We start from the raw sequence: 18,300 nt of genomic DNA on the forward strand, positions 1-18,300 counted from the left end.
CTACCACCCGCTCAGCAGGAACAGGAGGCCGATGGCGAGCCCCGCCGCCACGCAGCCGCCCACCACCCCCGCCGTGTGGCCGCGGAAGGCGAGCCACTCGATGGCGAGCACGCGCAGCCCCAGCGCCATGTGCACGGCGAGCGCGCTCACCATGCCCCATTCGGCGATCTTCACCACCGGGTTGTGGGTGAGGGAAAGGAAGCTGTCCAGCGCGCCGGCACCGGCCAGCGCCGTGCCCAGGGCGATGAAGTGCAGCGGCAGGAACACCGCCAGGGCGACGCCGGAGAGCCGGTGCAGCAGCGCCGCCAGGAACCCTGGCTTGAGGTGGGAGGCCTCGCGCAGGGACGGCCGCGCGGCGAGGGCGGAGGACTTCATGGCAGCATCCCTCCGGGATGGTACACCGCCAGCGCCGCGCGCAGGCCGAGGCCCGCGATCGCCACCGCGAAGGCGAGCGTAGCGAGGTCCAGGGAGCGGGAGCGCCACCCCGTCCACTCGCGGACGACGCTGCGCAGGCCGATGGGGGCATGCACGGCGGCGGCGAGGACGAACACGCAGTAGAATGCGAGGAACCAGCCGTTGCCCGTGGTGCGCGCCAGGATCTCGCCGGCGGTGAGCCCGCCGCGCACGGCATGGACCATGGTGGCGAGATGCACCGCCACCGCCAGCGCCAGCACCGCGGCCGAGCCGCGCTGGGCGACGTAGAGAAGGGGAGTCATGGCTTCACCAGCAAGGCGAGGAGGCGGGAGAGCGGCGAGGGCGCGGCGGTCGCGGTGGCGCGCTTGAGGCCGGCGATGGCGTAGGTGGGCGCGAGGTCCTTGGGGCAGAATTCGGTGCAGCTCATGTGGCTGTGGCAGGAGTGGCAGCCCACGTCTCCCGACACGGCGGCGAGCCGCGCCGCGTTGCCCGTGTCGCGCTCGTCGTTGGCGAGGGTCCAGGCGCGGTTGAGGGCGGCGGGGCCGAGATAGTCCCTGTTCCAGGCCACCACGTCGCAGGCGGAGTAGCACACCCCGCAATTGATGCATTCGATGCCCGCGTCGGCGGCTTTGCGCTTCGGGCTGTCGGGGCGCACCCGGGCGAAGTCGTCGGGCGGGGCCTCGCCCGGCTCGAAATAGCCGTGGGCGTCGCGCCACTTCTCGAAGAAGGGCGCCATGTCCACCGTCAGGTCCTTGACGATGGGCAGGTTGCGCAGGGGCTCGAGGACGAGGCTGTCGCCGTCGATGGCGTCTGAGACGCGGGTGCGGCAGGTCCAGCGCGGGCGGCCGTTCACCACCATGGCGCAGGAGCCGCACATGCCCACCCGGCAGGCGAAGCGATAGGAGAGGGTCGGGTCCTGCGTGCGCTGGATCTCGGTGACCACGTCGAGCACGGTCTGGCTGGCGCGGCGGGGGACGCGGAAGTCCTCGAAGGCACCCTCCGCATGGCCGCGCCACACGCGGACAAGAAGGGTCCCTTCGGCCGGCGCCTCCGCCGGCCGCTCGCTTTGGCTGGTCTTGGTCATGTCATCCGTCCCGCAGGCGCCCGCCCATGGGCAAGGCGCGTCAACGCGATCATCTGGAGGGGCCCCGGCGCCGGCGATGCTGCGCCGGCGCCGGGGGATGGCCCGCAGGGGGAGGCGCGGGCCGTGGTTTCATCATCGCCCCGGCGTGCGACCGGCGCCGGGGGCCTGTCGCCAGGCGGCCTCAGCTGCCCGAGGCGCCGTGGATGGCGGGGAAGAAGATGTCCCGCCAGTCCTTGGTGGTGGCGCCCACGAGGCCGGCGCGATGCATGTAGTCGAGATAGGCCAGCACCTTCTTCGGCGTGGTGGTCCACTCGTTCTCCGGCGCCTTGATGATGGCCACCGCCTCGTCCACGCTCATCTTGGCGCCCTCGGCCTTGATCCACAGCGCCGCCATGGCGGCGGGGTCCTTGCGGATCAAGGCGTTCGCCTCCTCCAGCGCGGCGAGCACGGCGGCGAGGGCCTTGGGGTTCTCGGTGGCGAACTTCTCGGTGGCCCAGATGACGTTGAAGGTGTGCGGTCCGCCGAGCACCTGGTAGCTGTCCAGCACCTTGCGGGCGCGCGGGTCCTTCAGCTCCATCTCCTGGAAGGGGGAGGAGCCGAAATGGGCGGTGACCTCGGACTTGCCGCCCATCATGGCGAGCTGGGCGTCCGGATGGCCCATGGAGACCGTGAGGGAATCGAGCTTGTTCTGCTGGCCCTGGCCGAAGGCCTGCTCCGCCGCCATCTGCAGCGTCACCGCCTGGATGGAGGTCTTCACCGCCGGCAGGGCGATCTTGTCGCCGGCGGCGAAGTCCTTCAGCGTCTTCACGTTGGGGTTCACGGAGACGAGGTAGAGCGGCATCGCGTTCAGCGCGGCGATGCCCTTCACCTTCAGGTTGGTGCGGGTGCGGGCCCAGATGGTGAGCATGGGCCCGACACCGCCCGCCGCCACGTCCAGATTGCCGGAGATGAGGGCCTCGTTCATGCCCGAGCCGCCGGTGAAGCGCAACCACTCGGTCTTCAGCTCGAAGCCCTTGGCGGCCGCCTGCTTCTCGATGAGCTTCATCTCCTCCATCACCGTCATCGGCAGGTAGGAGATGCCGAACTGCTTGGCGAGGCGGACGGTCGTCGTTTCCGCGTGCGCCGCGAAGGACACCGGCGCGAGCATCAGCGCGGCGACCGCGGCGGCGGCCGCGCGTTTGAAGAGGAAACCCATGGCGTTCTCCCAGGCACACCCGCCCGCCGACGCGCCGCGGGATGCTTCCCCGCAGCCGCGCCGCACGGATCGTGCGGTCTCGTTGTCGTTTCGGAGGCGGGGCCGTCGAGGGCTTGCCCTTTCGGGTCCGGCTCCGGCGCGCGACCATTTTCTCATTGTGTGTCGGCCGGGTCAGAGTAGCCTTGGCCAGACAGGTGTCAATAGTCTTAGGTCATATATATGACATTTGATAAGATCGCCCCCACGGCCTCCGGCTCCTCGCCCATCGAGGCGCGGCCGCTCTACCAGCAGACCCGCGACCTGCTCGTGCGGCGCATCATCGACGGCGTGTGGAAGCCCGGCACATACCTGCCCAGCGAGCAGCAGCTGTGCTCCGAGCTCGGGGTGTCCATCGGCACCATGCGCAAGGCCACCGAGGAGCTGGTGATCCAGGGCCTGCTGGAGCGCCAGCACGGGCGTGGCACGCGGGTGGTGCCCCATTCCAGCGCCAGCTCCCGCTTCCGCTTCCTGCGCTTCGTGCATGCGGACGGCCGCCCGCTCGATCCGGTGGCGCATCTCCTCGCCCAGGGTGTGCGTGCGGCGAGCGCGGAGGAGCGCCGGCAGCTGGACCTCGATCCGGGCGGCAAGGTGCTCGCCCTGACGCGCATCCGCAGCGAGAAGGACCAGCCGCTGGTCTACGAGCGCCTGGCGCTGCCGGCGCAGACCTTCGCGGCGCTGGGGCTGGCCACCGGCGAGGACATCGTGGAGGAGGTGTACGTCTTCTACCAGGAGCGCTGCGGCGTCACCATCATGCGCACCGTGGACGAGGTGGGCATCGCCGCCGCGGACGCGGCCATGGCGCGGCACCTGGGCATCGCGGAGGGCGAGAGCGTGCTGCAGGTGCGCCGCCTCGCCTTCGCCCTGGACGGGCGGCGGGTGGAGTATCGCGAGAGCTTCACCGCCCACTTGAAATACCGGACCGCCCTGGAGTGAGGGCGGCCCGTGCTGCCGGAGGGTGGGGGGTGGGCTCAGGCCTGCATGCCCCAGCGCTGGATGGTGCGGCGCTCGATGGTCTGGAAGATCAGGTTTTCCACCACCAGGCCGATGATGATCACCGTCAGGAGGCCGGCGAACACGTTGGCGATGTCCAGCATGTTCTTGTTCTCGAAGATGAACCAGCCGAGGCCGCCGGAGCCGGAGGAGACGCCGAACACCAGCTCCGCCGCGATCAGCGTGCGCCAGGCAAACGCCCAGCCGATCTTCAGCCCGGTGAGGATGGAGGGGAAGGCCGCCGGGATGAGGATGGTGGCGATGAAGCGCGGCCCCTTCAGCCCGTAGTTGCGGCCCACCATCTTCAGCGTCCGGCTGACCGAGAGAAAGCCCGAATGGGTGTTGAGGGCGATCGCCCATGTCACCGAATGCACCAGCACGAAGACGAGGCTCCCCGTGCCGAGCCCGAACCAGATCAGCGCCAGCGGCAGCAGCGCGATGGCCGGCAGCGGATTGAACATGGAGGTCATGGTTTCCAGGAAGTCCGTGCCGATGCGCGAGGCGATGGCGAGCGCGGTGAGCACCGCCGCCAGCGTGATGCCGATGGCGTAGCCCATGAGCAGCACGCGCAGCGACCCCCACGCCCGCTCCGGCAGCACGCCGTTCATCACGTTGGCGAAGAAGGCGGAGACGGTGGCGCTGAAGGTGGGGAACAAAAGGTCGTTGTTGAGGATGCGCCCGTAGATCTCCCACGCCAGCGCCAGCGCGGCGAGGATGATGAGCTTGCGGAAGAAGCCCCAGTTGTAGAGCAGCTCCCAGGTGGAGAGCGGTTTCTCCACCACGGTGATGGTGTCGGCGGGCGAGTCCTCGCGGTAGATCTCCGGCCGGGGCTCGATGGCGGGGACCATCTTCAGGGTGGCGGTCTCAGGCATCGATGATCTCCTTCGCCTCGTCGGCGAACAGCATGTGCTGGATGCGCTGCTCCAGGATGGCCGCGTCTTTCGGATCGGTGGTGCTGTTGAGCTCCGCCTTCACCCGCCCCGGATGGGGCGAGAGCAGGAGGATGCGGTTGCCGACCTTGATGGCCTCGGCGATGGAATGGGTGACGAACAGCACCGTGAAGCGCGTATCCGCCCACAATTGCAGCAGCTCGTCCTGCATCTTGCGGCGGGTGAGCGCGTCGAGCGCGGCGAACGGCTCGTCCATCAAAAGGATGTCCGGCTCCATGGCCATGCCGCGGGCGATGGCGACGCGCTGCTTCATGCCGCCGGACAGCATGTGCGGATAGGTGTCCGCGAACTTCGAGAGGTTGACCTTCTCGATGTAGTGCATGGCCCGGTCATCGGCCTCCTTCCGGCCCAGCCGGCGGGCGGCGGTGAGGGCGAAGGCCACGTTCTGGCGCACCGTCTTCCAGGGCAGGAGCTGGTCGAACTCCTGGAACACCATCATGCGGTCGGGGCCGGGGGCGCGGATCTGCTGCCCCTTCAGGCGCATCTCGCCCTCGGTGGGGGTGATGTAGCCGCCCACCGCCTTCTGCAGGGTGGATTTCCCGCAGCCGGACGGTCCCAGCAGAATGAAGCGGTCTCCCTCGAAGACGTTGAAGTCCACGCGGTAGGTGGCGGTGACGAGTAGATTCGGCGTCTTGTACTGCAGCGTTACGCCACTCACCTCCAGAAGAGGCTTCTGCGAACCCATGCATCCCTCCCTTGGGACCTGTCGCCGTGGCCTTTATTGGCCGTTCTGGCGAGGCGTCGTTTCTGCTCCCGGTCGATGTTTCAGGTGCCGGCCCGCCCGCATGGCGGGCGGCCGGTGGAGGGAGTCTCGCGCTCCCTGGAAACGGAGCCGACCGGGGCGATCCGATCGGCGCGTGCGCTTGTGTCTTGTCGGGATCCTGTCGTCGGTGCGGGGCAAGGCTGTGGCGCATCTGCGCCCCGCGGTCTTCCGGCTGTTCCCGCATCCGGCCCGGACTGGTGCCGCGCCGCCGCAGGTTTCATGACGATAGCCAAGCCCGGTAGGTGTGTAAAGCCATCTGCTATCATATATAAGACATAAGTTGGATGGCGGGGCCTGTCCGGGGAGGGCGCCTCCCCGCGCGCCCTTGGCCCTCCGCGAACCCGCCGGCGGGTGGGCCCCCTTGCCCGGCCTGAAGCTGCCATGACCGGACCTCATCCGGCGGTCATCCGCCGGCTCGTTCGCGAGATGACGGGGCAGGCGAGATCGGCTGCCTGCAAGGGCGCGGGTTCGGGACAGGCCCTACGTCAGATCGGACAGATAGTGGAAGCTCGAGGTGAGGCAGGAGCTGACCCGCCATTCCACCGGCGTGCCGTCGAGGGAAAAGGCGAGCCGGTCGACGAGCAGCACCGGGGCGCCGGGCGCCACCTGCAGCATGGCGGCGGTGTCCGCGTCGGCGCCCACGGCCTTGAGCTGCTCGCGCGCCCGGGACACGGTGATGCCGTAGCGCTGGGCGTAGAGGCCGTAGAGATTGTTCGGCACCGGCGCGTCGGCGAGGCCCGGGAACATCTGGTCCGGCAGGGTCAGGGTCTCGATGATGAGCGGCGCCCCGTCGAACGTGCGCAGGCGGCGGATGCGCAGCACCCGGCCGTTGCGGGGCAAGGCGAGGGCGGCGCATTCGGCCGCCGTGCCCCTGGCCTTCTCGATGCCCAGCACGCGGCTTTCCGGGAAGTGCCGCTCGCCGTCGTCGCCCACCAGCTTGAAGAACTGGAAGAGGATGCGCTCCTCGTCGTGCCGGGCCACGAAGGTGCCGCGGCCCTGGCGGCGCACCACGATGTTCTCGGCGGCCATCTCGTCCAGCGCCTTGCGCACGGTGCCCTGGCTGACGCCGAGCTCGGCGGCGAGCTGGATCTCGCTCGGCAGCGGCTCGCCGGGGGCCCACACGCCATCCACCATGCGGCGGATCAGGGTCTCGCGCACCTGGCGGTAGAGCGGCTTCGATTCGAGCCCCTCGCCCTCGCTCCGCTGCGGCGCGGCCGGTGGAGCCTTGTCCTGCGCCCTGCGGGGCTCGGCCCCTGCGGTCATGTTCGGCTTGCTCACGGTCGTCTCCGCCCCCTCTGCCCGGCGCCTTATATTTGCGAATTTCGCGTCCGGCGACAGCCCTCGTGAAGCTTGCAAGGCTTCACGCTCTCATATCTTATATATGATAACGGAATTGAGGCGTGCGCAATGACCTCCTTCCGTGCCCAGGCAGAACGATAACCGGAAACGCTCATGCCCGACATCGTCGTCACCGAGTTCATGGACGAGGCGGCGCTCGACGCGCTGCGCGCCCGCCACGAGGTCCATTACGATCCGGCGCTGGTGGACCAGCCCGACGCGCTCCTTGAAATGCTCGCCGGCGCCCGCGCCCTCATCGTGCGCAACCGCACCCAGGTGCGCGGCGCCCTGCTCGCCGCGGCCCCCCGCCTGGAGGTGGTGGGCCGCCTCGGGGTCGGGCTGGACAATATCGACGTGGAGGCGTGCCGCGCCCGGGGCATCGCCGTGTGCCCGGCCACCGGCGCCAACGATCTCGCGGTGGCCGAATATGTGGTCTGCGGGGTCATGATGCTGCTGCGCGGCGCCTACCACGCCAGCCCCGAGGTGGCGGGCGGCGCCTGGCCGCGCACCCGCCTCATGGGCCGCGAGACCTCCGGCCGCACGCTGGGGCTGGTGGGGTTCGGCGCCATCGCCCGGCAGGCGGCGCGGCGCGCCGTGGCGCTGGGCATGCGGGTGATAGCCCACGACCCGTTCCTGAATGACGCGGATCCCGCCTTCGCCGCCCACGAGGCGCGGCCGGTGGCGCTCGACGATCTCCTCGCCCAGTCGGACGCGGTGAGCCTGCATGTGCCGCTCACCGCGGCGACGCGCGGCCTCATCGGCGCGGAGGCCCTCGCCCGCATGCGCCCGGATGCCGTGCTCGTCAACGCCGCGCGCGGCGGCGTGGTGGACGAGGCGGCGCTCGCCGCGGCCCTGAGGGCGGGACGTCTCGCCGGCGCCATGCTGGACGTGTTCGAGACCGAGCCGCTGCCCGGCGGCGGTCCGCTTCAGGGCGCGCCCAATCTCATCCTCACGCCACACATCGCCGGTGTTACGGTGGAGTCCAACGTGCGGGTCAGCCACGCGGTGGCGCAGGCCGTGGCACGGGTGCTTCAGGAGAAGGCGGCATGAGCGAGCAACTCTCCCTTCACGCGGCGCGGTCCCTGGCCCGCTCCGTGCTGATCGCCGCCGGCGCGAGCCGGCAGGCGGCGGACGCCACCGCCGATGCCCTGGTGGCTGCGGACGCCGACGGCATCGCCAGCCACGGCCTCTCGCGCCTGCCGGCCTATGCGGACCAGATCCGCTCCGGCAAGGTGAAGGGGCAGGCGGTGCCGGCCCTCGAGTGGACCTCCGTGTCCACCCTCCGCGTGGACGCGCGGGAGGGCCTCGCCTTTCCCGCCATCGCCGCCGGGCTCGACGCGGCGACCGCACGCACGCGGGAGAGCGGCCGGGAAAGCGGCATCGTTGCCGTCTCCGTCTTCGCCTCCCATCATGCGGGGGTGATGGGCCGCCATGTGGAGACGCTGGCGGAGCGCGGGCTCGCGGCGCTGGCCTTCTCCAATTCGCCCCAGGCCATCGCGCCCTGGGGCGGGCGGGCCGGCGTGTTCGGCACCAATCCCATCGCCTTCGCCACGCCGCGTCGCGGGGCGCCGCCCCTCGTCATCGATGCCTCGCTGAGCAAGGTGGCGCGCGGCAAGATCATGGTGGCCGCCCAGCGCGGCAACCCGATCCCCGACGACTGGGCGCTGGATGCGGAAGGCAACCCCACCACGGACCCCAAGGCGGCGCTCGCCGGCACCATGCTGCCCATCGGCGATGCCAAGGGCGCGGCGCTGGCGCTGATGGTGGAGATCCTCGCCGCGGCGCTCACCGGCGGGCAGTTCGGCTTCGAGGCCGCCTCCTTCTTCACGGCGGACGGCCCCTCTCCCGCCATCGGCCATCTCTTCCTGGTGATGGACCCGGTGCGCCTCGGCGGGCCGGACTACCTCGTGCGGCTGGAGACGCTGCTTGGCGCCATCCTCGCCCAGGAGGGCGTGCGCCTGCCCGGCGAGCGGCGCCTGAAGGCGCGGGCGGCGAGCGCCGCCGAGGGCATCTCCGTCCCCGCCGACCTGCTGGAGGACCTGCAGCGCCGCTCCGCCGCCTGAGGCGGAGCGAAAGCTCGCCCGGAGGCAGCGGTCCACCGCAAGAGTGATTGCCGGGGGCTTCGTAACCTCCTCACCCCTCACCCCTCACCCCCTGTCACGGCCGGGCTTGTCCGGAAGGCGGCTGTTGGCGAGGAGGGGACGACACATTGGGTGTCGTCATGCCCCGGCTTGTCCGGGGCATCCACCGTGCCACCAGCCCCGCGCTGGGCAAGGCGGCGGAGTGGGTGCCCCGGACAAGCCGGGGGATGACAGGTGGTGAGGGGCGCGGAGGTCGGGAGCCTCCGCTCGTTCCTCCTCGCCAACAGCCGCCTTCCGCCACAAGCCGGGGCATGACGACGCGAGAAATGCCAGCGGCTTCAGATCGCAGGTGGTCGATCGCCTCCACGCAAAAGGGCCGCCGGCATGTCCTGCCGGCGGCCCTTTTCTTGTCCGCAAGGGGGAGGCGGCCGGCGACGGCCGCCCCGCGCCTCACGCGCTGCGGTACAGCTTGGTCATCACGAACTCGCGGTGGCCGAGGGATTCCGCCGCCGTGAGGCGGCCGTTGGCGGTGCGCACGATCATGTCGATGAGCGCGTCGCCGGCCTCCGGGATGGTCATCTCGCGGCGCAGGACGCCGGACACGTCCACGTCGATGTGCTCGCCCATGGTGCGGATGGTGCGCGGGTTGCCGGAGATCTTGATGACCGGGACGATGGGGTTGCCGATCACGTTGCCCTGCCCGGTGGGGAAGGTGTGGATCACGTAGCCCGCCGCCGCCATCAGCGTCACGCATTCGGCCGCCGCGGACGAGGTGTCCATGTAATAGAGGCCGGGGCCCTTGGCCGGGGCCTCGGCGGGCTCCAGCGCGTCGATGTAGCGGCAGGCGCGGCCGATCTTCTCCAGGTTGCCGAGCGCCTTCTCCTCGATGGTGGTGAGGCCGCCGGCGATGTTGCCCTTGGTGGGCTGGCTGTCGGAGAGGTCATCGGTCTTGTGGGCCTCGATGACGTCGTCCTGGTAGGACTTCCACATCTTGAACCACTTCTCGGCGATCTCCGGCGACGCCGCGCGGTCCTTGCACAGGTGCTCGGCGCCGGTGATCTCCGAGGTCTCGCCGAACACGCCGTAGATGCCGTGCGGGATCAGCTTGTCGTACATGTTGCCCACCGTGGGGCAGGAGCTGAGGCCGGTGGTGGTGTCGCTCTCGCCGCACTTGGTGGAGATCCACAGGTCGGAGAGGGGGCAGTCTTCCTGCGGCAGCTCGTTGGCCCACTGCACGAAGCGCTTGGCCTCGTAGGAGGCCTTGGCCACGGTGGCGATGTCGCCGTTGAGCTCGATGCCGAAGCCCACCACCGGCTTGCCGGTCCTGGCGATGCCTTCCACCACGCGGTTGGTCCACTGGTCCTCGATGCCGATCACCACCACGGCGGCGACGTTCGGGTTGGAGCCGATGCCGATGAGGGTGCGGAAGTGGATTTCCAGGTCCTCGCCGAACTGCAGGCGGCCGTAGGCATGGGGCAGGGCCATGGTGCCCTTCACATGGGCGGCCACCGCCTCGCAGGCGGCGTTGGAGAGGTCGTCGAGGGGCAGGATGACCACGTGGTTGCGCACGCCCACCCGGCCGTTCTCGCGGCGCCAGCCGCGGACGGTGGCGTTGGCATAGTCGGCCGAGGCGAGGGCCGTGGGGGTCGCCTTGGTGATGAGCTGGTCGGGCGCGCCGCCGCGGAAGGGGTTGGGCGCGGTCTGGGCGTGGAACATGGCGATGTTGGACATTTCTTGCCTCACCAGCGCTTGGTCTTGGCGTTGTGGACGTGGACGTGCTCGCCCGTGGCGATGTCGGCCTTGGCGATGCCGATGTCCTGGCCGTACTTCCAGATGGTGTCGCCGGCCTTGATGTCCGTCAGGGCGACCTTGTGGCCGATCGGGACGTCCATCTTGGATGTCAGGTGGAACGCCGAATTGTCGTGCGTCACCACGCACAGCATGTCGGTGCCGGCCTTCAGGCCCTCCACCACGACGACACCCACGGTGTCCTTCTTCTCGTGAACCAACAGTTGCGGCGCACTCACGCTTGCCTCCTCGCTTCCCTCTTGGCCGGCGGGTGTCGGCCAAGTCTTATATAAGATATAGTACATAAAACTGCAAACAAAACCGTGTCAAGCCGCCCATCCGAAGCTGGAGATTTTTCAATCCGGGGGGCTCGGCCCGGCCCCGAGCGGGCGCCTTTTGCGGGGGAGGCCGCGGACACCACGACCTCGTGCCCCGGACAAGCGAAGGCGGAGCCTGAGCGCTGATCCGGGGCCCAGGGGAAAATCCTGCGCAGCAGGCGATATCTTCAGGGGCGGTCCGGCAGGAGCCACCTTCGGCGCACTCTTGCGCTGGGCCCCGGCTCTTCTTCCACTGCGTTGCGCTCCGTTCCAGTCGGCCGGGGCACGCAGGGTCGTTTTGACGGATCGCTTTGCCTGCGCCCCGGCGCCGACGGCCTTCCGGAAGACGCATGTTCGCGGGTTCCGTGCCCACGGGTGGCCGTCGGCGGCAGCCGGCTTCCGGGGCCGGCCGGGTCAATCCGCCGGCGTGCCGGCCTCGCAGCCCCTCAGAGCCGCAGGACGATCTTGGCCGCGCCGGTGCGGCCGGCGTCGATGTCGTCGAAGGCGCGGATGCCCTCCTCGAAGCCGCGCTCCTCGATCCAGCCGAAGGAGCCGAGCCGCCCGGAGGCGAGGGCGTCCACCGTCGCGCGGAAGTCCGCGGGCGTGTAGCAATAGGTGCCGGAGACGATGATCTCCTGCAGCGTGATGCGGCGGATGTCGAGGCCCTCCGTCCCCGGCAGCAGGCCGGCATGGACGATGACGCCCCCCGGCCGCACCAGCCGGCAGGCCGCCGCGCGGGTCTGCACGGCGCCCACGGCATCGACCACGAGATCGATGCTGCTGTCCGCGGGCTCGCCCGTCTCCCCCGGCGCATAGCAGCGGAAGGGGCCCGACGCCTCCACCGTGGCGCGCCGCGCGGCGTTGGGCTCGGCGACGAAGATCTCCGCCGCCCCCTGCATGGCCAGCACGAGCGCCGCCGCAAGGCCGATGGCCCCGCCGCCGAGCACGAGGCAGCGCGCGGCGGAGAGCGGCATGGCGAGCAGCCGCGCGCCCTGGTTCACCGCGTGGTAGCTCACCGCCACCGGCTCGGCGAGGGCGGCGTGGGCGACGGGGAAGTCGTCCGGGATCGGCACGAGGTTGCGCTCGGGCACGCGCACCAGCTCGGCGAAGGCGCCGGGGCGCGGCGGCATGGAGAGGATCTGCCGGTCCGGGCACAGATGCGCGCGTCCGGCCTCGCAGGCCGGGCAGACGCCGCACGTCACCAGCGGATTGACGGTGACGCGCTGCCCCGCCCGCGGCCCGGAGGCGATGCGCCCCGCCGCCTCGTGCCCCAGCACCAGCGGCGCCGGGCGGCGCGTGTCGTGGCCGTGGTAGGCGTGCATGTCGGAGCCGCAGATGCCCACCGCCTCCACCCGCACCAGAACCTCGTCATTGGCGGGGGTGGGCTCCGGCTCGCTGCGGAACTCGAGCCGGTTGGGGCCGGTATAGACCAGGGCTTTCATGGCAAAGGCTCGCTATGCTCGCTATTTCGCGGTGAAGCCGCCGTCCACCGCCAGGATCTGGCCGGTGACGTAGGCGGCGGCGTCGGACGCGAGGAAGACGGCGGGGCCCACCAGGTCCTCCAGCCGTCCGTTGCGGCCGATGGCGGTCTGCGCCGCATTGTGCGCGGCGCGGTCCGCATCCTCGAACACCGCCTGGGTCAGCGCCGTGGGGAAGAAGCCGGGGGCGATGGCATTGGCGGTGATGCCATGCCGCGACCATTCCTCCGCCATGGCCCGGGTGAGCTGGGCGACGGCCCCCTTCGCCGCGCCGTAGGGCGCGGAATTGGGGAAGGCGCGGAAGGACTGCAGCGAGGCGATGTTGAGGATGCGCCCCCATCCGCGCGTCGCCATGGCGGGGGCGAGCCTCTGTGCCAGCACGAAGGGCGCGCGTACATGCACGGCCATGTGCAGGTCGAAGGCCGCGCGCGTCACCTCCCCGAAGGGCTGGCGCAAATTCATGCCGGCGGCGTTGACGACGATGTCGATGCCGTCGCCGGCCGCGTCCGCCAGCCGCTCGGGGCCGTCGGGCGCGGCGAGGTCGGCGACGATGGCGCGGGCCGCGATGCCCTGCCGGGCGAGGTCCGCCACCGCCGCATCCAGCTCCGCCGGGCGCCGGGCGGCGAGGACGAGGGAGGCCCCGGCCTGCCCGAGGCCGGTGGCGATGGCGAGCCCGATGCCGGAGCTGCCGCCCGTCACCAGCGCGGTCCGGCCGGAAAGGTCGAAGAGGGATGCGAGCTTGAACATGGCTCAGGCGTCCACCGGCACGCCCATGTCGAAGTTGTGGCCGGGGAAATACTTGGCGAGGCGATAGTCGCCGGTGCGCGCATGCGCCTCCATTCCCTCCAGCCGCGAGATGCGGGCGGTGGCCTGGGCGATGGTCTTGCAGGCCTCCCGCGACATCTGCTGCCAGGTGAGCGGCTTCAGGAACTTGTGCACCGAGAGCCCGGCCGAATAGCGCGCCGCGAACTTGGTGGGCAGGATGTGGTTGGGGCCGGAGGTCTTGTCGCCGAAGGCCACCGTCGTCTCCTCGCCGAGGAAGAGCGAGCCGTAGTTGGTGAGGGCGTCGCGCCACCAGTCGAGGTCGGCGGCATGCACCTCCAGATGCTCCGAGGCGTAGCGGTCGGAGACCTCCACCAGCTCGGCGCGGGTGTCGCAGACGATCACCTCGCCATAGTCGCGCCAGGCGGCCGCGGCGGCGTCGCGGGCGGTGGGCGGCAGGTCGGCGATGAGGCCGGGCACGAGCCGCATCACCTCGTCCGCCAGCGGGCGGGAGGAGGTGAAGAGCCAGGCCGGGCTTTCGTGGCCGTGCTCGGCCTGCCCCACCAGGTCAACCGCCACCATCATCGGGTCGGCGGTCTCGTCGGCGATCACCGCCACCTCGGAGGGGCCGGCGAACACGTCGATGCCCACCTTGCCGAACAGCATGCGCTTGGCCTCGGCCACGAACTTGTTGCCGGGACCGACGATGATGTCCGCCGGCTTGCCGGTGAACAGGCCGTAGGCCATGGCGGCGATGGCCTGCACGCCGCCCAGCGTCAGCACCACGTCGGCGCCCGCCACCTGCATGGCGTAGAGCACGTAGGGGTGGATGCCGCCGCCGCGGAACGGGGTGGAGCAGGCCACCACCGTGCCCACGCCCGCCGCCTTGGCGGTGGCGATGGACATGTAGGCGGAGGCGATGTGGGCATAGCGACCGGTGGGCACGTAGCAGCCGGCCACGTTGCACGGCACGAGCTTCTGTCCGGCGGTGAGGCCGGGCAGGAGCTCCACGGAGAAGTCCTTGACGCTCTCGCGCTGGGCGTCGGCGAAGCGGCGGACCTGGTCGGCGGCGAAGGCGATGTCGCGGCGGACGCTCTCCGGCACCTCTTTGGCGCGGCGTTCCATCTCCTCGCGGGTGACGAGGATGGGGCCGTCCCACTTGTCGAGCTTCAGGGCATAGTCGCGGACCGCCTCCTCGCCCCGGCGCTCGATCTCGCCGAGCATGGTGGTGACGACCTCGCGGGCCGTCCCCGTCTCGGTCTCGGGGGTCTTGGTCGCGCGCTTCAGATAGTCGATGGCCATTTCAATGCTCCATGCGCCGGGGGAAGATGCCTGTCTCTGGCCCGGCCTCAGTTGGTCTTGTCGAATTCGGTGGCGAAGGCCTTCAGCTTGGGGTCGGCGGCGACCGTCTTCATGAAGCTCTCGTCCACGTAGCTCTTGGCCTCGGGCGCGGCGGGAATGGTGCCCACCTCCGCCATGAAGCCGCCGATGCGGCCCAGCCAGCCGTCGAGCTCGGAGGCGCCCTTCGCGCGGTCCATCAGCTTCACCTGCTCGGTGAGGCCGAAGGTCGGGCGCAGGGCGAATTCCTGGTCGATGGCGCTGTCGGAGGCTTCCACGCCGCCGGCCGCATAGAAGGCCTTGGTCATGGCGCGGGCCTCCTTGGGATGGGCCTTGGCCCAGCTCCAGCCGCGCAGGTAGACGGCGAGCGCCTTGGCCACGAGGTCCGGATGCTCCTTGGCGAAGGCGGGCCGCACCACCAGCGCGCCGGGCACCATGGCGCCCGCGTCCGCGCCGGAGCACAGCACCTTGGCGCCGGCCTTTTCTTCCAGCGTGTAGGTGAAGGGCGCCCACACGCCCACCACGTCGGACGTGTTGGCCATCACCGCGGAGATGATCTGCGCCTGGCCGAGGTTCACGAACTGCATGTCGGAGGATTTCAGGCCCCATTTGGCGAGGCAGTTGCGCGCCGCGAAGTCCGCCGTGGAATTGGTGGTGAGCAGCAGCTTCTGGCCCTTCAGCGCGGCGGGGTCCTTCTGGATGGCGGCGACCTTGTCGGCGCGCGTCATCATGGCGTTGGTCTTGGATTCGTCGTTGGTGATGCCCACGGTCAGCAGGCCGAAGCGCGCCGCGCCCAGCACCGCCGGCACGGAGCCGGTGCCGCCCACGTCCCAGGAGCCCGCCTGCGCCGCCGCCACCTGCGGCGCGCCCGCCGGGAAGGTGACGAAGGAGGCGTCGAGCCCCACGTCCTTCCACCAGCCCTTCTCGGCGGCGATGTAGAAGGGCAGCGCCCAGTAGAGCGAGGGTTGGTAGGAGATGTTGATCTTGGTCAGCGCCTGCGCCTGCGCCGCCGCGGGGGGTAAGGCGAGGCCGGCGGACAAAGCGGCGGCGAGCGCCGCGGCGATGAAGGCATGCGCGCGCGGCTTGCGCTGGAAGGGCGTGTCCTTGGCGGTGGTCATGCGTGTCTCTCCCTGGTGATGCCGGTGGTCCGGCTTGTCGTGGAGCGCGCGCCGTCCGGCCCGCTCCCGTTGAAAGGCGGATTTCTGTTTTCGGCTTGTGCTTTCAGGCGGCCGTCAGTGCTCGGCGCCGCTCTTCTCCTCGCGGAGCGATTTCCAGATGTGGGTGCGCAGGTGGACGAAGGATTCCAGGTCCATCACGTCCTCGATGCGGCTCAATTTTTCCCAGCCCTCGGCCTCGCGCACCGACTTCACGTCGATGATCTCCTTGATGCGGCCGGGGCGCCGCGTCATGACCGCCACCCGGTCGGCGAGATAGACCGCCTCCTCCACGCCATGGGTGATGAACAGCACGGTGCGCGGGTTGCGCCGGGCGAGGCGCACCAGCTCCTCCTGCATCACCACGCGGGTCTGGGCGTCGAGGGCGCCGAAGGGCTCGTCCATGAGCAGGACCTGCGGGTCCAGCACATAGGCGCGGGCGATGGCGACGCGCTGCTGCATGCCGCCGGACAGCTGGTGGGGATAGGCCTCCTCGTAGCCCTTCAGGCCGATCATGCCCACCGCCTCGGCGACGCGGGCGCGCCGCTCCGCCCGGGGGACGTTCTTGTTGCGCAGGCCGAGCTCGATGTTCTCGGCTACCGTCTTCCACGGGAACAGGGCGAACTGCTGGAACACCACGGCCCGGTCGGGGCCCGGCTCCTTCACCTCGCTGTTGCCCACCAGCACGCGGCCGGAGGAGGGGAACTCGAAGCCGGCGGCGAGCCTCAGGCACGTGGTCTTGCCGCAGCCGGAGGGGCCGACGATGGCCATGAACTCCTTGTCGGCGATGGCAAGGTCGATGTCGTCCAGCGCCTTCACCTGGCCGCCGCCGAACGTCTTGTTCACGGCATCGAAGCGGATGCTGCTCATCTTGTCCTCTCAGGCCCTGCCGAGGCGGTTGTGGATGCGCGCCTCGAGGGCCCGCAGGACGACGTCGATGAGGACGCCGACGAGACCGATGGCGGCCATGCCGACCATCACGGTTGCGGTGGAGACGCCGCTCTGCGCCTGCACCATCATGTAGCCGACGCCCGTGGAGGCGACGATGAGCTCCGCGCCCACCAGCGACTGCCAGCCGAGGCCGGCGCCGATCCTGAGGCCCGCCACGATGGAGGGCACGGAGGCCGGCAGCAGCACCTCCAGGATGAGGCGATGGCTCGGCGTGCCCAGCATCTCCGCCGCCTCGATGTAGCGCGGGTCCACATGGCGGGCGCCGCGATAGGCGTTGAGCAGGCACGGCGGGAAGGCGCCGGAGAAGATGATGAGCACCGGCCCGCCGAAGCCCGTGCCGAACCACAGGGCCGCGAACGGCACCCAGGCGATGGGGGCGATGAAGCGCAGGGCGTCGAACAGCGGGGAGACGATGTCGTCCAGCAGGCGGAAGCGCCCCATCAGGAGGCCCAGCGGCACGCCCACCGCCGCCGCCAGCAGATAGCCCGCCGCGAAGCGCTGGAGGCTGGAGCCGAGGTGCACCAGCAGCGTGCCGCCGGCGAACGAGGTATGGAGCAGGGTGACGAGGCGCGCCGCCACGTCGAGCGGGCCGGGCAGGAAGGCCTTGCCCACCAGCCCGCTTGCCGCCAGCCCCGCCCACAGGCCGAAGAAGCCGGCGAGGCCGAGGGCGCCGAGCAGGGCGCGCCGCATGGGGTCGAGGGTGCCGGTCATGCCGCCTCTCCCTTGATGCGGACCCAGGTGAGGCTGCGCCGCTCCACCACCCCGAGGAGGGCCGTGGTGAGGGCGCCGAAGATGGCCACGGAGATCATTCCGACGAGGATCATGCCGGGATAGAGGTCCTGCTGGGCGAGGTTGAGGAGGTGGCCGAGGCCGGCCAGCGCGCCCACCAGCTCGGCGGCCACCAGCGTGGTCCAGCTCGCCTGCAGGGACAGGCGCAGGCCGGTGAAGATCATGGGCGCGGCGCCGGGCACCACCACCTCGCGGATGAAGCGCCCGCGCGGGGTGCCGAGCATGCGCGCCGCCTCGATCAGCGGCCGGTCGATGGTGCGCACGCCGGCATGGGTGTTGATGACCGAGGGCACGAAGGCGGCGAAGAAGATGACCATGATCTTGGCCGTGTCCCCGAGCCCGAACCACAGGATGGCGAGCGGGATCCAGGCCAGCGGCGGAATGGGCCGCAGCAGCATGAACACCGGGTTCAGCACCGCCTCGGCGGTGAGGCTCGTGCCCATGAGCAGGCCGAGCGGCACGCCCACGCACACCGAGACCGCGAAGCCCAGCGCCACCAGCTTCAGCGACTGGAGCACGTGGATGAGAAGGGTCGCGTCCCCGTAGCCGCGCACCGTGGCCTGCGCGGCGGCGGCCCAGGTGTCGGCTGGCGTCGGGAAGCGTCCCGGCGAGATGAGCCCGGTGGCGCTGGTCGCGAGGAACCAGGCGGCAGCCAGCAGGGCGAGCGTCGTCAGGCCGATGGCGGACCTGCGCCCGAGCGGCATTCTTCTCCTCCCGTCTTTGCATGCTCCATCTGCGGGAGCCTTGGCGCAGTGCATGGCGTCGCCCGTCGGGCCACCAATGAAAGCGCTTACATGAAGGCTATCATCCGAAGGGAGGGTGTCAAGCCGCATTGTCCGGATCTCATTGAATTAGCGTGCTGCACTGCG

Annotated in this window: 19 protein-coding genes; 3 read left to right on the plus strand and 16 right to left on the minus strand. The window is 70.4% G+C overall.

From position 1 onward, the window contains the following. The 4 genes from V5F59_RS01860 to V5F59_RS01875 all read right to left on the minus strand — a co-directional run bounded on the left by V5F59_RS01860 (nt 1) and on the right by V5F59_RS01875 (nt 2,693). Nucleotides 1–375: a succinate dehydrogenase, cytochrome b556 subunit gene (locus tag V5F59_RS01860; protein WP_393981863.1), complete on the minus strand. Its 375-nt coding sequence runs from the start codon at nt 373–375 to the stop codon at nt 1–3. After that, complete coding sequence (locus V5F59_RS01865; RefSeq protein ID WP_393981865.1) at nt 372–716, minus strand: succinate dehydrogenase/fumarate reductase transmembrane subunit; 345 nt, start codon at nt 714–716, stop codon at nt 372–374. The genes V5F59_RS01860 and V5F59_RS01865 overlap by 4 nt, the downstream gene beginning before the upstream one ends. Further along, the gene (locus tag V5F59_RS01870) at nt 713–1,498 is read right to left on the minus strand and encodes a succinate dehydrogenase/fumarate reductase iron-sulfur subunit (RefSeq protein ID WP_393981867.1); all 786 of its coding nucleotides are present in this window, start codon (nt 1,496–1,498) and stop codon (nt 713–715) included. The genes V5F59_RS01865 and V5F59_RS01870 overlap by 4 nt, the downstream gene beginning before the upstream one ends. 181 nt (nt 1,499–1,679) lie before the next feature. Continuing rightward, on the minus strand, nt 1,680–2,693 hold the full coding sequence (locus V5F59_RS01875) for an ABC transporter substrate-binding protein (protein WP_393981869.1): 1,014 nt from the start codon (nt 2,691–2,693) through the stop codon (nt 1,680–1,682). A gap of 219 nt (nt 2,694–2,912) precedes the next feature. On the opposite strand from V5F59_RS01875, the gene V5F59_RS01880 reads away from it, so the two are divergent. Beyond that, on the plus strand, nt 2,913–3,665 hold the full coding sequence (locus V5F59_RS01880) for a GntR family transcriptional regulator (RefSeq protein WP_393981871.1): 753 nt from the start codon (nt 2,913–2,915) through the stop codon (nt 3,663–3,665). Nucleotides 3,666–3,700: 35 nt separating this feature from the next. Here the strand turns inward: V5F59_RS01880 and V5F59_RS01885 are convergent, their stop codons facing one another. The 3 genes from V5F59_RS01885 to V5F59_RS01895 form a co-directional block, all read right to left on the minus strand. Further along, on the minus strand, nt 3,701–4,594 hold the full coding sequence (locus V5F59_RS01885; RefSeq protein ID WP_393981873.1) for an ABC transporter permease: 894 nt from the start codon (nt 4,592–4,594) through the stop codon (nt 3,701–3,703). Further along, complete coding sequence (locus V5F59_RS01890) at nt 4,587–5,357, minus strand: ABC transporter ATP-binding protein (protein WP_393981875.1); 771 nt, start codon at nt 5,355–5,357, stop codon at nt 4,587–4,589. Before V5F59_RS01890 ends, V5F59_RS01885 begins: the two co-directional genes overlap by 8 nt. A 558-nt stretch (nt 5,358–5,915) precedes the next feature. Beyond that, entirely contained in the window at nt 5,916–6,713 is a 798-nt protein-coding gene (locus tag V5F59_RS01895; protein ID WP_393981877.1) for a GntR family transcriptional regulator, read from the minus strand. A 174-nt stretch (nt 6,714–6,887) separates the two neighbouring features. On the opposite strand from V5F59_RS01895, the gene V5F59_RS01900 reads away from it, so the two are divergent. Continuing rightward, the gene (locus tag V5F59_RS01900) at nt 6,888–7,823 is read left to right on the plus strand and encodes a hydroxyacid dehydrogenase (RefSeq protein ID WP_393981879.1); all 936 of its coding nucleotides are present in this window, start codon (nt 6,888–6,890) and stop codon (nt 7,821–7,823) included. Then, on the plus strand, nt 7,820–8,836 hold the full coding sequence (locus V5F59_RS01905) for an Ldh family oxidoreductase (protein ID WP_393981881.1): 1,017 nt from the start codon (nt 7,820–7,822) through the stop codon (nt 8,834–8,836). Before V5F59_RS01900 ends, V5F59_RS01905 begins: the two co-directional genes overlap by 4 nt. 468 nt (nt 8,837–9,304) lie before the next feature. On the opposite strand, the gene V5F59_RS01910 is transcribed toward V5F59_RS01905, so the two are convergent. The 9 genes from V5F59_RS01910 to V5F59_RS01950 form a co-directional block, all read right to left on the minus strand. Continuing rightward, complete coding sequence (locus tag V5F59_RS01910) at nt 9,305–10,585, minus strand: UxaA family hydrolase (RefSeq protein ID WP_393981883.1); 1,281 nt, start codon at nt 10,583–10,585, stop codon at nt 9,305–9,307. 8 nt (nt 10,586–10,593) lie between these two features. Beyond that, complete coding sequence (locus V5F59_RS01915) at nt 10,594–10,881, minus strand: UxaA family hydrolase (protein WP_393981885.1); 288 nt, start codon at nt 10,879–10,881, stop codon at nt 10,594–10,596. Nucleotides 10,882–11,405: 524 nt separating this feature from the next. After that, nucleotides 11,406–12,401 carry an alcohol dehydrogenase catalytic domain-containing protein gene (locus tag V5F59_RS01920; RefSeq protein WP_393981887.1) on the minus strand — a complete coding sequence of 332 codons (996 nt, stop codon included), beginning with the start codon at nt 12,399–12,401 and terminating at the stop codon, nt 11,406–11,408. A 21-nt stretch (nt 12,402–12,422) separates the two neighbouring features. Beyond that, entirely contained in the window at nt 12,423–13,184 is a 762-nt protein-coding gene (locus tag V5F59_RS01925) for an SDR family NAD(P)-dependent oxidoreductase (protein ID WP_393981889.1), read from the minus strand. Nucleotides 13,185–13,187: 3 nt separating this feature from the next. Further along, nucleotides 13,188–14,501 (minus strand): sulfopropanediol 3-dehydrogenase, encoded by a 1,314-nt coding sequence (hpsN, locus tag V5F59_RS01930; RefSeq protein WP_393981891.1) that lies wholly within the window; start codon nt 14,499–14,501, stop codon nt 13,188–13,190. A gap of 47 nt (nt 14,502–14,548) precedes the next feature. After that, complete coding sequence (locus V5F59_RS01935; RefSeq protein ID WP_393981893.1) at nt 14,549–15,655, minus strand: ABC transporter substrate-binding protein; 1,107 nt, start codon at nt 15,653–15,655, stop codon at nt 14,549–14,551. 114 nt (nt 15,656–15,769) lie between these two features. After that, nucleotides 15,770–16,561 (minus strand): ABC transporter ATP-binding protein, encoded by a 792-nt coding sequence (locus V5F59_RS01940; protein ID WP_393981895.1) that lies wholly within the window; start codon nt 16,559–16,561, stop codon nt 15,770–15,772. 9 nt (nt 16,562–16,570) lie between these two features. Continuing rightward, the gene (locus tag V5F59_RS01945) at nt 16,571–17,353 is read right to left on the minus strand and encodes an ABC transporter permease (protein WP_393981897.1); all 783 of its coding nucleotides are present in this window, start codon (nt 17,351–17,353) and stop codon (nt 16,571–16,573) included. Beyond that, the gene (locus tag V5F59_RS01950) at nt 17,350–18,135 is read right to left on the minus strand and encodes an ABC transporter permease (protein ID WP_393981899.1); all 786 of its coding nucleotides are present in this window, start codon (nt 18,133–18,135) and stop codon (nt 17,350–17,352) included. Before V5F59_RS01950 ends, V5F59_RS01945 begins: the two co-directional genes overlap by 4 nt. Nucleotides 18,136–18,300: the final 165 nt, after the last annotated feature.

This window comes from Xanthobacter nonsaccharivorans (assembly GCF_043194755.2).
Classification (GTDB): Bacteria; Pseudomonadota; Alphaproteobacteria; order Rhizobiales; family Xanthobacteraceae; genus Xanthobacter; species Xanthobacter autotrophicus_G.

What these genes read in the sequence shown, in the direction of transcription:
- hpsN (WP_393981891.1), bottom strand. Translation starts at nt 14,501, where the DNA reads ATGGCCATCGACTATCTGAAGCGCGCGACCAAGACCCCCGAGACCGAG.
- V5F59_RS01865 (WP_393981865.1), bottom strand. Translation starts at nt 716, where the DNA reads ATGACTCCCCTTCTCTACGTCGCCCAGCGCGGCTCGGCCGCGGTGCTG.
- V5F59_RS01920 (WP_393981887.1), bottom strand. Translation starts at nt 12,401, where the DNA reads ATGAAAGCCCTGGTCTATACCGGCCCCAACCGGCTCGAGTTCCGCAGC.
- V5F59_RS01925 (WP_393981889.1), bottom strand. Translation starts at nt 13,184, where the DNA reads ATGTTCAAGCTCGCATCCCTCTTCGACCTTTCCGGCCGGACCGCGCTG.
- V5F59_RS01905 (WP_393981881.1), top strand. Translation starts at nt 7,820, where the DNA reads ATGAGCGAGCAACTCTCCCTTCACGCGGCGCGGTCCCTGGCCCGCTCC.
- V5F59_RS01935 (WP_393981893.1), bottom strand. Translation starts at nt 15,655, where the DNA reads ATGACCACCGCCAAGGACACGCCCTTCCAGCGCAAGCCGCGCGCGCAT.
- V5F59_RS01890 (WP_393981875.1), bottom strand. Translation starts at nt 5,357, where the DNA reads ATGGGTTCGCAGAAGCCTCTTCTGGAGGTGAGTGGCGTAACGCTGCAG.
- V5F59_RS01870 (WP_393981867.1), bottom strand. Translation starts at nt 1,498, where the DNA reads ATGACCAAGACCAGCCAAAGCGAGCGGCCGGCGGAGGCGCCGGCCGAA.
- V5F59_RS01880 (WP_393981871.1), top strand. Translation starts at nt 2,913, where the DNA reads ATGACATTTGATAAGATCGCCCCCACGGCCTCCGGCTCCTCGCCCATC.
- V5F59_RS01900 (WP_393981879.1), top strand. Translation starts at nt 6,888, where the DNA reads ATGCCCGACATCGTCGTCACCGAGTTCATGGACGAGGCGGCGCTCGAC.
- V5F59_RS01950 (WP_393981899.1), bottom strand. Translation starts at nt 18,135, where the DNA reads ATGCCGCTCGGGCGCAGGTCCGCCATCGGCCTGACGACGCTCGCCCTG.
- V5F59_RS01910 (WP_393981883.1), bottom strand. Translation starts at nt 10,585, where the DNA reads ATGTCCAACATCGCCATGTTCCACGCCCAGACCGCGCCCAACCCCTTC.
- V5F59_RS01860 (WP_393981863.1), bottom strand. Translation starts at nt 375, where the DNA reads ATGAAGTCCTCCGCCCTCGCCGCGCGGCCGTCCCTGCGCGAGGCCTCC.
- V5F59_RS01945 (WP_393981897.1), bottom strand. Translation starts at nt 17,353, where the DNA reads ATGACCGGCACCCTCGACCCCATGCGGCGCGCCCTGCTCGGCGCCCTC.
- V5F59_RS01875 (WP_393981869.1), bottom strand. Translation starts at nt 2,693, where the DNA reads ATGGGTTTCCTCTTCAAACGCGCGGCCGCCGCCGCGGTCGCCGCGCTG.
- V5F59_RS01885 (WP_393981873.1), bottom strand. Translation starts at nt 4,594, where the DNA reads ATGCCTGAGACCGCCACCCTGAAGATGGTCCCCGCCATCGAGCCCCGG.
- V5F59_RS01940 (WP_393981895.1), bottom strand. Translation starts at nt 16,561, where the DNA reads ATGAGCAGCATCCGCTTCGATGCCGTGAACAAGACGTTCGGCGGCGGC.